Source organism: Sabulicella glaciei (assembly GCF_026183895.1).
Classification (GTDB): Bacteria; Pseudomonadota; Alphaproteobacteria; order Acetobacterales; family Acetobacteraceae; genus Roseococcus; species Roseococcus glaciei.
In genome coordinates this window covers 21572-34172 of the sequence record NZ_JAPFQI010000004.1, presented here as the reverse complement: position 1 = coordinate 34172, position 12601 = coordinate 21572, and the positions used below count along the sequence as shown (strand labels likewise).

12 protein-coding genes are annotated in these 12601 nt (G+C 70.7%); 11 read left to right on the top strand and 1 reads right to left on the bottom strand.

Annotated elements, in window-relative coordinates:
* The first annotated feature begins 224 nt into the window (after positions 1-224).
* Genes OF850_RS08010 through OF850_RS07975 form a run of 8 tightly spaced genes read left to right on the top strand, consistent with a single transcriptional unit; the run spans position 225 to position 8945 of the window.
* Positions 225-1754 carry an acyl-CoA synthetase gene (locus tag OF850_RS08010; protein ID WP_301589476.1) on the top strand — a complete coding sequence of 510 codons (1530 nt, stop codon included), beginning with the start codon at positions 225-227 and terminating at the stop codon, positions 1752-1754.
* Positions 1751-2893 (top strand): CaiB/BaiF CoA transferase family protein, encoded by a 1143-nt coding sequence (locus OF850_RS08005; protein WP_301589475.1) that lies wholly within the window; start codon positions 1751-1753, stop codon positions 2891-2893. Before OF850_RS08010 ends, OF850_RS08005 begins: the two co-directional genes overlap by 4 nt.
* A 25-nt stretch (positions 2894-2918) precedes the next feature.
* A complete protein-coding gene (locus OF850_RS08000) occupies positions 2919-3902 on the top strand; it encodes a Bug family tripartite tricarboxylate transporter substrate binding protein (protein ID WP_301589474.1) in 984 nt (327 codons plus the stop codon).
* 11 nt (positions 3903-3913) lie between these two features.
* Complete coding sequence (locus OF850_RS07995) at positions 3914-4888, top strand: Bug family tripartite tricarboxylate transporter substrate binding protein (RefSeq protein ID WP_301589473.1); 975 nt, start codon at positions 3914-3916, stop codon at positions 4886-4888.
* A 37-nt stretch (positions 4889-4925) separates the two neighbouring features.
* The gene (locus OF850_RS07990) at positions 4926-6110 is read left to right on the top strand and encodes a thiolase C-terminal domain-containing protein (RefSeq protein ID WP_301589471.1); all 1185 of its coding nucleotides are present in this window, start codon (positions 4926-4928) and stop codon (positions 6108-6110) included.
* The gene (locus OF850_RS07985; RefSeq protein WP_301589470.1) at positions 6107-6553 is read left to right on the top strand and encodes a Zn-ribbon domain-containing OB-fold protein; all 447 of its coding nucleotides are present in this window, start codon (positions 6107-6109) and stop codon (positions 6551-6553) included. The genes OF850_RS07990 and OF850_RS07985 overlap by 4 nt, the downstream gene beginning before the upstream one ends.
* Positions 6554-6564: 11 nt before the next feature.
* Entirely contained in the window at positions 6565-7428 is an 864-nt protein-coding gene (locus OF850_RS07980) for a MaoC/PaaZ C-terminal domain-containing protein (protein ID WP_301589469.1), read from the top strand.
* On the top strand, positions 7425-8945 hold the full coding sequence (locus tag OF850_RS07975; protein ID WP_301589468.1) for an acyl-CoA synthetase: 1521 nt from the start codon (positions 7425-7427) through the stop codon (positions 8943-8945). Before OF850_RS07980 ends, OF850_RS07975 begins: the two co-directional genes overlap by 4 nt.
* A 40-nt stretch (positions 8946-8985) precedes the next feature.
* Here the strand turns inward: OF850_RS07975 and OF850_RS07970 are convergent, their stop codons facing one another.
* A complete protein-coding gene (locus OF850_RS07970; protein ID WP_301589467.1) occupies positions 8986-9774 on the bottom strand; it encodes an IclR family transcriptional regulator in 789 nt (262 codons plus the stop codon).
* Positions 9775-9851: 77 nt separating this feature from the next.
* Between OF850_RS07970 and OF850_RS07965 the strand changes: the two genes are divergently transcribed.
* Genes OF850_RS07965 through OF850_RS07955 form a run of 3 tightly spaced genes read left to right on the top strand, consistent with a single transcriptional unit; the run spans position 9852 to position 12597 of the window.
* Positions 9852-11030 carry an acyl-CoA dehydrogenase family protein gene (locus tag OF850_RS07965; RefSeq protein ID WP_301589464.1) on the top strand — a complete coding sequence of 393 codons (1179 nt, stop codon included), beginning with the start codon at positions 9852-9854 and terminating at the stop codon, positions 11028-11030.
* A complete protein-coding gene (locus OF850_RS07960; RefSeq protein WP_301589463.1) occupies positions 11027-11449 on the top strand; it encodes a Zn-ribbon domain-containing OB-fold protein in 423 nt (140 codons plus the stop codon). Before OF850_RS07965 ends, OF850_RS07960 begins: the two co-directional genes overlap by 4 nt.
* Entirely contained in the window at positions 11446-12597 is a 1152-nt protein-coding gene (locus OF850_RS07955; RefSeq protein ID WP_301589462.1) for a thiolase C-terminal domain-containing protein, read from the top strand. The genes OF850_RS07960 and OF850_RS07955 overlap by 4 nt, the downstream gene beginning before the upstream one ends.
* Positions 12598-12601: the final 4 nt, after the last annotated feature.

The window sequence follows — 12601 nt, the reverse complement described above, 5'->3', positions numbered from 1 at the left end:
CTACGTTTGGCGCGCTAGCCTGCCCTGGCAGGAAAAGCATCTGCAACCGCTAGGGACGACGAGCCGCATCGCGCGCCGTTCATTCGGCCAAAAGAATTTTCTTCTTCAGAAAGAATAAACGCTTGCATGCGAGCGCAGCCACGCCCTAGCCTCGCCGCCACGAGGGAGGAGGCGCTGCCCATGATGGCGCGGCAAGGACCGAAGCTGGCATCCGGGGATTGCGCGTGACGGCGGGCCTTTCCGTCACCTCCGGCCTGCGCCGAGCGGCGAGGAACCGGCGTGCCGCCGTGGCCGTGGTGGATCGCGGCCACAGCTTCACCTGGGAGGAGCATGCGGCGCGCGTGGCGCGCCTCGCTGCCGTGTTCCGTTCCCTCGGGCTGAAGGCGGGGGACCGCGTGGCGATCCTGGCCGATAGCGGGCATCTCTACCTCGAAACCTATCAGGCCGTACCCTGGGCGGGCGGGATCCTCGCACCGGTCAACAGCCGCTTCGCCTTTCCCGAGATGCGGGAGATGCTGGAGGACGCGCTGCCCGGCCTGCTTCTGGTGGACGCGGCCCACGCCGCCATCGCCGCCGAGCTCGTCGGGAGCCTGCCGGTCCGTCCGATCCTGCTGACGGCGGAGGAAGCGGAGCAGAGAATGACCGCCCTCCCCCCCATGCCCGATACCGGGCGCGGCGGCGACGACGTGGCCTGCCTCTTCTACACCGGCGGCACCACGGGTCGCGCCAAGGGCGTGGCGCTGACCCATGCCGGGCTGGTGCTGAACGCGCTGAACACGACGGCGCCCCTCGGGATGGGGGAAGGGATGGCGCATCTCCATTGCGGCCCACTCTTTCACATGGGGGCCGGCGCCCGTGTATTCTCCACCACGCTTCATGGCGGGCGGCATGTGGTCCTGCCGCGCTTCGACGCGGGCGAGGTGCTACGCGCCATCGAGGGCGAGGGCGTGACTCATGCCGTGATGGTGCCCGCCATGGTCACCGCGCTGCTCGACCATCCGGATCTCGGCCAGCGCGACCTGTCGAGCCTGCGCGTGGTCAGCTACGGCGCCTCGCCCATGCCGGTCGCGCTGGTCGAAAGGCTGATCCGATGCCTTCCGCAGGTGGGGTTGGTGCAGTCCTACGGCCAGACCGAACTCTCGCCGGTCGCCACCATGCTTCCGGCGCGCGACCACGTCCCTGGCTCGCCGCGGCTTCGCTCCGCCGGGCAGGTCCTGCCCAATGTCGAGCTCCGCATCGCCGACCCGGAGGATCGAGAGGTGCCGGCGGGCACGGTGGGCGAGGTCCAGGTGCGCGGCCCCACGGTGATGAAGGGATACTGGAACCGCCCCGAGGAAACGGCGCGGGCCCTGCGCGGCGGATGGATGCACACGGGGGATGCCGGCTACCTCGACGAGGAAGGATACCTCTACGTCGTCGACCGGCTGAAGGACATGATCATCAGCGGCGGCGAGAACGTCTATTCCGCCGAGGTCGAGAACGCGATCCACGACCATCCCGCGGTGCTGGAATGCGCGGTCTTCGGCGTGCCGCACCCGCGCTGGGGCGAGGCGGTGCATGCGACGGTCGTCACGCGGCCCGGCCACCAGCTGACGGAAGACGCGCTGCTAGCGCATTGCCGCGCCCGAATCGCCGGCTACAAATGCCCCAAGAGCGTGGAGATCAGCTCCGAGCCGCTGCCACGCAGCCCCACCGGCAAGATCCGCAAGACCGAGCTGCGCGACGCACGCCACGTGGAGCCGGCGGCCGGATGAGCGGCCCGCTTGCGGGGCTGCGCATCCTCGAGATGCCTGCGATCGGGCCGGCCCCCATGGCGGCTATGGTCCTGGCCGGCATGGGCGCGGAGGTGCTGCGCATCGCGCGTCCCGGCCCCGCCGATCTCGGCTCCGGACAGGCCGCCGAGCGGAACCTGCTGAATCGCGGCCGCCCTGCCGTCGCGCTCGACCTGAAGAGCGCGGAGGGGCAGGCCCTCGCCCTCCGCCTCGCGGCGCAGGCCGATGCGCTGGTGGAGGGGTTCCGTCCCGGCGTGATGGAACGGCTCGGCCTCGGGCCGGCGAAGTGCCACGGCGTGAATCCGCGTCTCGTCTATGGCCGCGTCACCGGGTGGGGGCAGGAGGGGCCGCTGGCCCGGTCCGCGGGGCACGACCTCAACTACATCGCGGTGACCGGCGCGCTGCACGCGATCGGACGGCGCGGCGAGCTTCCCGCCCCGCCTCTCGCGCTGCTAGGCGATTTCGCCGGCGGGGCGCTTCACCTCGTCGTCGGCATCCTTGCGGCGTTGCTGGAGCGTGGCGTCTCGGGACGCGGGCAGGTGGTGGATGCCGCCGTGACCGATGGCACCGCCGCGCTGATGACGATGTTTCACGGCCTGCTCGCTACCGGGCGCCACGTGGAGGAGCGCGGCGCCAACCTGCTCGACAGCGGCGCCTTCTTCTACGACGTCTATCCCTGCGCCGACGGCAAGCTGGTCGCCGTCGCGCCGATCGAGCAGCGCTTCTTCGAGGAGCTCCTCGGGCGCATCGGCCTGCCGCCCGACGCCTTCCCGCGCCGCCTCGACCCCTCGACCTGGCCCGCCGCGCGCGAGGTGCTCGCGGCCCATCTCCGCACGCGCAGCCGCAACGAATGGTGCGCTCTGCTGGAGGGAAGCGACTCCTGCTTCGCGCCCGTGCTGACCATGGAAGAAGCCCCGCACCACCCGCACGCACGAGCGCGCGATGCGTATCTGGAGGTGGGCGGCGTCGTGCAGCCCGCACCTGCGCCGCGCTTCGACCGGACACCCTCGCCGGCTCCAGTGCCCCCTGCGCCCGATCGCGGAAACCCCGCCGCGCTGTCGCGCTGGGGCGTGGAGCCGGAAGAGATCGAGAGGCTCGCCGCGCGGGGCGTGGTGGCTTGAAGCGAGAAGACAGAGGAGGTCGCCCATGCATCATCTGACTCGTCGCCTTGCCGTCGCCCTCGCGGGCTCGGGCCTGGCCGCGCGGGCCCGGGCCAGCGAATGGCGGCCCTCGCGTCCCATGCGCATCATCGTCCCGGCCCCGCCGGGCGGGATCACCGATATCGGCGGCCGGCTCGTCGGCGCGCAGCTCCAGGCCGCCTGGGGCCAGCCCGTTGTGGTCGAGAACCGCTCGGGCGGCGGCGGCGTGACCGGCACCGTGGAGTTCCTGCGCGCGGCGCCGGACGGGCATACGCTGCTGGTGGGCAATATCGGCCCGCAATCCATCGCCTACACGCTGTTCCGCGAACTGCCCTACACTCCCGCCTCCTTCGCGCCGGTCTCGGGCCTCATCCGCGGCCCGAACGTGCTGGTGGTGCATCCTTCCGTGCCGGCGACGACCGTGCCGGAATTCATCGCGCTGCTGCGGGCGCGCCGCGGGCAGCTGAACTACGCCTCCTCCGGGATCGGGCAGTCGCCGCATCTGTCGGGCGTCTGGTTCCTGCAGCTGGCGCGGGCCGAGGCGGCGCACGTGCCATTCCGCGGCTCGGCCCCCGCGCTGGTGGAGCTGCTGGCGGGCAACGTGCAGTTCATGTTCGAGAACTTGATCGCCGCGAGCCAGCACGTGCAGGCCGGGCGGCTGCGCGCCCTCGCCGTGACGTCGGCCGAGCGCAGCCCGCTCCTGCCCGACGTGCCGGCGCTGCGCGAAACGGCGCCGGAACTCGCCGAGTACGACGTGTCCACCTGGGTCGGGCTGTTCGGCCTTGCCGCCTCGCCGCCAGAGGCGGCGGCCGCCTGCAACGCGGAGGTGGGCAAGGTTCTCGCCCAGCCGGACACGCGGACGCGCTTCGCGCAGGCGGGCTCGGCCCCGCATCCCACGACGGTCGAGCAGTTCGGCGACTTCGTCGCGCGTGAGATCGCAAAGTGGCGGGACGTGATCCGCCGCGAAGGCCTCGTGCTCGAGCTCGGGTGAGGGAGGAACCGATGACGCATGTCACGCGCCGCGCCGCGGCGCTTTCGGTCCCGGCCCTCGCGCTTGCAACGGCTGCCCGCGCGCAGGCCTGGCCGGAACGGCCGGTCACGCTGGTGATCCCCTTCGCGCCGGGCGCCTTCACCGACGCGGTCGGGCGCTTCACGGCGGCGGGGCTGACGCAGCGCCTGGGCCAGTCCGTCGTCGCGGAGAACCGCCCCGGCGCGGGCGGTTCCGTCGCCGCGCGCACCGTCGCCCGCAGCGCGCCCGATGGCTACACGCTGATGATCGGCACCCAGGGCACCAAGGCGTCCAACGCCTCGCTGTTGCGCAATCCGGGCTACGACCCGGAAAGCGACTTCACGCCGGTCCATGGCCTCGCGAAGATCGTCGGCACCCTTGTCTGCCGGCCGGATGCGCCCTGGCGCAACGTGGCGGAGCTGGTGGCCGACGCGAAGCGGCGGCCGGGCCAGATCACCTATGGCTCCGCCGGCATCGGCACGGTGCAGCACCTGCTGGGCGAGATGTTCAAGCTCTCGACGGGGGCGGACCTCGCACACGTGCCCTATCGCGGCGGTGCCCCGGCCCTGGCGGATCTGCTGGCCGGCAACGTGCAACTGATGTTCGAGTATCCGAACCCGGGCATCGAGATGATCCGCGCCGGGCGCATCCGCCCTCTCGCCGTGGCGGCCCCGGAGCGCCTGCCGGGCCTCCCCGATGTCCCGACCATGAGCGAGGAAGGCGTACGGAATGTCGAGGCCGAGACCTGGTTCGCCCTGTTCGGCCCGCGTGACCTTCCGCCGGCCGTGACGGCAAGGCTGGAACGCGAAACCGCGGAGATCATGGCCAGCGAGGGGTTCCGGGATTTCCTGGCCCGGCAGGGCGCGCTGCCTCTCGCGCTGCGCGGCGAGGCGTTCCGCCGCTTCGTTTCCGCCGAGGTGGCGAAGTGGCGCGCCTTCGCGAACGCAACCAATTTCCGCATCGACTGACCGAGGAGGCGGGCATGGCGACGAGGGATCACACCGCATGACGGAGCGCACGCTGCGCGGCAAGGCGGCCATCGCCGGGATCGGCGAGACGACCTACTACAAGCATGGCCAGTCCCCGGATGCCGAGTTCAAGCTCGCGCTGAAGGCGGTGCTGGCCGCCTGCGCCGATGCCGGCATCGACCCGCGCGAGGTGGACGGCTTCGCCACCTACGGCAATGACCGGTCGGAGGCGACGCGCCTCGCCGCCGCGCTCGGCATCCACGAGCTGCGCTTCTCCAACATGCATTGGGGCGGCGGGGGCGGGGGCGTCGCGGCCGCGGTGGCGAATGCGGCGGCCGCCGTGCATTCCGGCATGGCGAACTGCGTCATCGCCTTCCGCTCGCTCGCACAGGGGCAGTTCGCGCGCTACGGCAAGGGCGCGCAGGCGCCAATGGCGATGGGGGAAGATGCCTTCCTTTGGCCCTACGGGCTGATGTCGCCCGCGCAGCGCTTCGCCATGAAGATCACGCGCTTCTTGACGGAGAACGGCATCCGCCACGAGGCGCTCCGCTCCATCGCCCTCGCCTCCTATCACCACGCGCAGTCCAATCCGCGCGCGGTGATGCAGGGCCGCCCCCTGGACGAGGCGAAGTACGACGCCTCGCGCTGGATCATCGAACCCTTCCACCGCCTCTTCGATTGCTGCCAGGAGAATGACGGCGCGGCGGCGGTGCTGGTGGTGCCGGCCGACCGGGCCAAGGACCTCCCGCATCCACCGGTCTACCTGCTGGGCGCGGCGCAGGGCGGCCATCACCGCAGCGCGGCGCCGGTGCACAATGCGCCGCACTACGCCTCCGCCCATTTTCCTACCGTGGCGCGAAACCTCTACGAAATGGCGAAATGCGGGCCGGGCGATATCGACGTCCTCCAGGCCTACGAGAACTTCACGGGCGGCGTGCTGCTCGGCCTCGTGGAGCACGGGCTGGTGAAGCCGGAGGAGGCGAACGAGTTCCTGGTGAAGGAGAACCTGCTGGCGCCGACCGGGCGCATGCCGCTGAACACCAGCGGCGGGAACCTGGCGGAGTGCTACATGCACGGGCTGGAGTTGGTGAACGAGGCCGTGCGGCAGCTTCGCCGCACCGCCATCAACCAAGTGCCCGATCCCGAAATCGCGATGGTCATCGGCGGCCCGATGGTGACGCCGGTCAGCAGCCTCATCCTCGGCACGGAGGGAACCCTGTGAGCACGACGAACCACGCTCTGCCGCCGGGGCTTCCCGCCCCCTCGACGGAGGAGCCGCTTTCCGCCCCCTACTGGAAGGCGGCGCGCGAAGGCCGCCTGCTGGTGCAGAAATGCGGGGGCTGCGGGGGCCACCAATGGGGCCCGGAGTGGATCTGCCACCGCTGCCATTCCTTCGATCTGGACTGGGCCGAGGTGAAGCCGCGCGGACGCATCTATTCCTGGGAAACGCCGCACCACCCGGTGCACCCCGCGCTCAATGGGCACGGTCCCTACACCATCGTCCTGGTGGAGCTGCCCGAGGCGGACAACATCCGCATGATCGGCAACCTCGTCGGCGCACCGGGTGCGGAACCGCGGATCGAGGCGGAGGTGGAAGCGGTCTTTGAGCCGAATGACGAGGCCAGCCCGCCCTACACGCTGGTGCAATGGCGGCTCGTGGGCTGAGGAGAAGCAGGATGGCGATCAACTACGACGCGCTGCGCGCGCGCCCCTTTCCTGACGTGGTGCAGGATTACCGCTTCAAGGACACGATCCTCTACGCGCTCGGCCTCGGCCTCGGGCAGGATCCGATGGATCGCGGCCAGCTTCGCCACGTGTACGAGGAAGGGCTGATGGCCCTGCCGACCATGGGCGTCGTGCTGGCCGGACCCGGCTTCTGGCTGCGCGAGCCCGACACCGGCGTGGACTGGCCCAAGGTGCTGCATGGCGAGCAAGGCCTGACGATCCACCGGCCCCTTCCGGCCGAAGGCCGCGTCGTGGGCCGGCTGCGCATCGACGAGATCATCGACAAGGGGCCGGGGCGGGGGGCGCTGCTCTACACCACGCGCGAGGTGCGCGACGCGGCGACGGAGGAGCTGCTCTGCTCCATCACCAGCACCTCCTTCCTGCGCGGCGATGGCGGCTTCGGCGGCCCGGCCGGCCCCATCCGCCAGCCGCATCCCGTCCCGGAGGGCGAGCCCGAGGCCCATTTCGACTGGACGCTCGGGCCGCACGCGGCGCTGCTCTACCGGCTGAGCGGCGACTTCAACCCGGTCCACGCGGATCCGGACGTGGCGGCGCAAGCGGGGTTCAAGCAGCCCATCCTACACGGCCTCGCCTCCTACGGCGTCGCCGGGTGGTCCATCGCCCAGCTTCTGTGCGGCGGACACGCGGAAAGGCTGCGCCGGCTGGACCTCCGCTTCACCTCGCCGGTCTATCCCGGGGAAACGCTGCGCACGGAGATCTGGCGCCTCGGCCCGGGGGCGGCGGCCTTCCGCGTGCGGGTGCCGGCGCGCGACGTGGTGGTGCTGAACAACGGGCGAGCCGAGTTCGAGGCATGACGGAGGAGGGCGCGCTGCTTTCCGGAAAGCGGCGGCTGGAGCGTGCGGCGCTGCTGTCCCGTGCGCGTCGCGCCGCGACGGGGCTGCGCGCCCTGGGCGTCGGTCCGGGGGACAGCGTCGCCCTTCTGATGCGCAACGACTTCCCCTTCGTCGAGGCGAGCCAGGCGGCGACGATCCTGGGCGGCTACGCCGTGCCGGTGAACTGGCACTGGAAGCCGGAGGAGGTGGCGTATCTCCTCGGCGATTGCGACGCGAAGGTCGTGGTCGCGCACGAAGACCTGCTGCCCCTTCTTTCGGAGGCGCCGGCCGGCATCGCGGTGCTGACCGTCCGGACGCCGCCGGAACTTGCCGAGGCCTATGGGCTCGCCCCGGGCGGCGCGGCCCCGTCCGGCGAGGAGTGGGAGGATTTCCTCGCGCGGCACGGGGAGTGGGACAAGGCTCCTGAGCCGACCCGCGAGAGCATGATCTACACCTCGGGCACCACCGGGCGGCCCAAGGGCGTGCGCCGCCAGCCACCCACGCCGGAGCAGGTGGCCGGCATGGGGCGCAACCGCGCCCAGCTCTACGGGCTGGTGCCTGGCATCCGTGCCCTTCTGCCCGGGCCGCTCTATCACAGCGCGCCCAACAGCTTCGGGCTCCGCTCGGCCCATCTGGCGGAGATCCTGGTACTGATGCCACGCTTCGACCCGGAGGAGTTCCTGGGGCTGGTCGAGCGGCACCGCATCGACACCACCTTCGTGGTCCCGACCATGATGGTGCGGCTGCTCCAGCTGCCAGAGGCGGTGCGGCGCCGATATGACCTGTCCTCGCTGCGCCACGTCACCCATGCTGCCGCGCCATGCCCGCCTGAGGTGAAGCGAGCCATCATTGAGTGGTGGGGACCGGTGCTGCACGAATTCTATGGCGCGACCGACCTTGGCGCGGTCACCGCCTGCACCAGCGCCGAATGGCTGGAGCGTCCGGGCACGGTCGGGCGGCTGGTGGAGGGAGCGACGATGCGCATCCTCGACGAGGCGGGACGCGACTGCGGCATCGGCGAACCAGGCGAGATCTTCGCTGGCCTCGCCTGCATGCCGGACTTCACCTACCACAAGCGCGATTCCGACCGGCGGGGCGTGGAGTGGGACGGGCTGATCTCGGTCGGCGATGTCGGCTACCGGGACGAGGAGGGCTACCTGTTCCTGTGCGACCGGAAGCGCGACATGATCATCTCCGGCGGCGTCAACATCTACCCGGCCGAGATCGAGGCCGCGCTGATCGGCGTCGAGGGCGTGCTGGATTGCGCCGTCTTCGGCATTCCCGACGCCGAGTTCGGCGAGGCCATCTGCGCCGCCGTGCGCGCCTCGCCCGGGCTGACGGAGCAAGGGCTGCGCGCGGCGCTGCGGGGGCACCTCGCCAACTTCAAGATCCCGCGCCGCTTCGAGTTCCACGAGAGCTTCCCGCGCGACGATTCCGGCAAGCTGCTGAAACGCGTGCTGCGGGAGCCGCACTGGGCGGGAGCCGGACGCCGCATCTAGAAAGCGGTGCCATTTCTTCTTCAGGAGGAATGCTCTTCCTTCAGTCGAACGAAAGCGCCCGGCGGATGTCCTTGGCCAGCATGGCGAGGTCGGCGCCGATCACGTCACTTCCGGAAGCGGCGTGCTGCGCCCCGAACATGGTCGCGCTGACCACGCAAAGCCCGCTGCCGTCATCCAGCAAAACGGGGGCGGACAGGGTGGTGACGCCCGCGACGTAATGCCCCTCATCCAGGGCCCAGCCGCGCTCCCGCGCCACTTCCACCTGCCGGAGGAACTCCTCGAAGCCAAGGGGCTGGTCCCAGCGCAGCGCCTCGAAGCGGCGGCGCAGCTCCGCCTCGCCCAGCCCGCCAAAGGCGCCGGCGATGCGGCCCATGGCGCCGATCAGCAAAGGCAGGCGCTGGCCGACGCCCATACGGATGCGCATCACCTGGTCGCTTTCCGCGACCTGAGTGAGCACCATCCGGTCCGGCCCCGCCGGGCGCCAGAAGGTCACGGTCACGCCCCGCCGCATCGCCAGCTGCCGCATCATCGGCAGGATGCGCGCCTGCTCCGCGCCCTTCGCGAAAGCCGCCCGCGCAAGGTCCACGAGGCCCAGGTCGAGCGCGTAGGTCTTGCTGTCCGGGTCGAAGCGGACGAGCTCGCCCTGCGCCAGGGTGCGCAGGATGTTGAAGCAGGTCGAAGGATTGAGGCCGAGGGCACGCGCCAGCGGCGTCACGCCGAGCGGGGCCTGCGCCGCAGCGAGGTGGCGAAGGATGCGGATCGCCGCCGCCACGGCCGGGACCTCCCCCTTGCTTCGTCCGCTTTCCTCCAGCGCGATTCCGTCCGCCACGGGCGACCTCCAAGTTTTCGCTTGCCAAAATACTATTCGCCAAAAAGAATGACCACAACGAAGTGGAGGAGCGCCCCATGATCCCGCGAACCGTCTTCACGGCGGAGCATGAAATGTTCCGGGGGCAGGTCCGGCGCTTCGTCGAACGCGAGATCATGCCCCATCACGCCGCTTGGGAGGAGGCGGGCGTCGTCCCGCGCGAGGCGTGGCACAAGGCCGGCGCGGCCGGGCTGCTTCTCTGTAACATCCCCGAGGAATACGGCGGCATGGGCGGGGACTTCCTCCACAGCGCGGTCGTGATCGAGGAGATGTCGCGCGCCGGCGCCACAGGGCCGGCCTTCTCGCTCCATTCCGACATCGTCGCGCCTTATCTCCTGCACTACGGCACGGAGGAGCAGAAGCGGCATTGGCTTCCCCGCATGGCACGCGGCGAGGCGCTTGCCGCCGTCGCGATGACGGAGCCCCAGGGCGGAAGCGACCTCCAATCCATCCGCACCACGGCGATCCGCGAGGGCGACGAGTACGTCCTGAACGGGCAGAAGATCTACATCACCAACGCGCAGGGTGCGGATGTCATCGTGGTGGCCGCGAAGACCGACCCGACGGCGCGCGCCCGCGGCGTCAGCCTGATCCTCGTCGAGACGGATCGTCCGGGCTTCGCGCGGGGCAAGCCGCTGAAGAAGGTCGGCTGCAAGGCGATGGACACGTCGGAGCTGTTCCTGGACGGCGTGCGCGTCCCCGTCTCGAACCTGCTCGGCGAGGAGGGGCGAGGCTTCACCCAGCTGATGACGGAACTGGCGCAGGAGCGCCTGGTCCAGGCCGTGCGCGCAGCCGCCGGCGCGGAGGCGGCGCTGGAGCAAACCATCGCCTATGTCACCGGGCGCCCCGCCTTCGGCCAGACCCTGGCCGATTTCCAGAACACGCAGTTCCGCTTGGCCGAGATGCGCGCGGAGATCACCCTGTTGCGCACCTACGTGGATCGCTGCCTGGAAGTGCATCTCCAGGGGAAGCTCGATTCCGTGGATGCCGCCATCGCCAAGATGCAGGCCACGGAGATCCAGGGCCGAGTGCTCGATCAATGCGTCCAGCTTCATGGCGGCGCTGGCTACATGTGGGAATATCCGATCGCCCGCGCCTGGGCCGATGCTCGCATGTCGCGCATCGCCGGCGGCTCGGTCGAGGTGATGAAGCAGATCATCGCCCGCTCCCTCTTGCCCCGGCAGGAAAAGCGTCCGGCCGCGCGGGCCGCGGAATGAGCGCGGCGTCGCAACGGCCCCGGCCGCTTCCCACCCCCGAGACGCAGCATTTCTGGGACGGGCTCCGGCGCGGAGAGCTTCTGCTCCAGCGCTGCGGCGACACGGGCCGTGCCTATTTTCCGCCACGCCCCTTCAGCCCCTTCACCGGCACGCGCGACGTGCAGGTCTTCCGCGCCTCGGGCCGAGCGACGCTCTACTCCTACGTCATCCATCACCGCTCCGCACCCGGCTTCACGCCGCCCTACGCCATTGCCGTCGTCACGTTGGAGGAGGGGCCGCGCTTGATGACCAACATCGTGGACTGCCCGCAAACACCCGAGGCGCTGCTGCTCGACATGGAATTGGAGCTGGCGCCGACGCCGCTGGACGAGGAGATCACGCTGCCGCTCTTCCGGCCCGCTGGGGGAGGCGCGCCATGATCGCGCCCGGCAGCGTCGCGGTCGTCGGCGCGGCGGAAACGACGGAACTCGGCATCGTGCCGCAGCTTTCGGAGATCGGGCTCGCTGCCGACGCGGCGCTCAACGCCCTGGCCGATGCGGGGCTGAAGCCCGCCGACGTGGACGGGCTGGCCTGCGTCGGCAATTTCCGCCCGCAGGCGCTGGCGCACTACCTCGGCCTGACGCCACGCTGGGTGGACGGCACGGGGGTGGGCGGCTGCTCCTTCATGCTGCATGTCCGCCACGCCGCGGCGGCGATCATGGCGGGCTATTGCAACACCGTACTCATCGCCCATGGCGAGAGCGGGCGGTCCCGCGTGGCGGGCGCGCCGCGCCCACCCGAACCCGGCTCGTTGCCCGGCCAGTTCGAGGCGCCCTTCGGTCCAGTCGGGCCACCCACGCTGTTTCCGATTCCCGTGCTGCGCTGGATGAAGACCTTCGGCGTCACGGAGGAGGAGATCGCGATGGTCTCGGTCGTCCAGCGCGAATGGGCCTCTCGCAATCCGCGCGCGCTCTACCGCGACCCGATCACCGTGGCGGATGTGCTGAACAGCCGCATGATCGCCTATCCCTTCCGCATCCTGCAGTGCTGCGTCGTGACGGATGGCGGCGGCGCGCTGGTCATGACCTCCGCCGACCGCGCCCGCAACTTTCCGCAGCCGCCCGCCTATCTGCTCGGCAGCGGCGAAAGTGTCGAGGCGCAGATGATCAGCCAGATGGAGGATTTCACTACCTCCCGCGCCTTTCGCGTCGCCGGCCCCGAGGCCTTCCGCAGCGCCGGCGTCACCCATGCCGACGTGGACCACCTCATGCTCTACGACGCCTTCGCGCACCTGCCGCTCTTCGGCCTGGAGGATCTGGGCTTCGTGCCGCGCGGGGAGTCGGCGCGCTTCGTCGCCGAGCGCCACACCGCGCCGGGCGGCAGGCTGCCCGTGAACACCAATGGCGGCGGCCTTTCCTACACCCACACCGGCATGTACGGGATGTTCGCCATCCAGGAGAGCATCCGTCAGGTGCGAGGCACGGCGCCCGCGCAGGTCGGGAAGGTGGAGATTGCCGTGTGCCACGGCGTCGGCGGCATGTTCGCGGCCAGCGGGACGCTGGTCCTCGGCCGCGAGCGCCCCTCGTGACGGA

Excerpts from the sequence above, each read along its gene's own strand:
- OF850_RS07960 (WP_301589463.1), top strand. The coding sequence starts at position 11,027 with ATGAGCGCGGCGTCGCAACGGCCCCGGCCGCTTCCCACCCCCGAGACG.
- OF850_RS07995 (WP_301589473.1), top strand. The coding sequence starts at position 3,914 with ATGACGCATGTCACGCGCCGCGCCGCGGCGCTTTCGGTCCCGGCCCTC.
- OF850_RS07980 (WP_301589469.1), top strand. The coding sequence starts at position 6,565 with ATGGCGATCAACTACGACGCGCTGCGCGCGCGCCCCTTTCCTGACGTG.
- OF850_RS07975 (WP_301589468.1), top strand. The coding sequence starts at position 7,425 with ATGACGGAGGAGGGCGCGCTGCTTTCCGGAAAGCGGCGGCTGGAGCGT.
- OF850_RS08000 (WP_301589474.1), top strand. The coding sequence starts at position 2,919 with ATGCATCATCTGACTCGTCGCCTTGCCGTCGCCCTCGCGGGCTCGGGC.
- OF850_RS07965 (WP_301589464.1), top strand. The coding sequence starts at position 9,852 with ATGATCCCGCGAACCGTCTTCACGGCGGAGCATGAAATGTTCCGGGGG.
- OF850_RS07955 (WP_301589462.1), top strand. The coding sequence starts at position 11,446 with ATGATCGCGCCCGGCAGCGTCGCGGTCGTCGGCGCGGCGGAAACGACG.
- OF850_RS08005 (WP_301589475.1), top strand. The coding sequence starts at position 1,751 with ATGAGCGGCCCGCTTGCGGGGCTGCGCATCCTCGAGATGCCTGCGATC.
- OF850_RS07990 (WP_301589471.1), top strand. The coding sequence starts at position 4,926 with ATGACGGAGCGCACGCTGCGCGGCAAGGCGGCCATCGCCGGGATCGGC.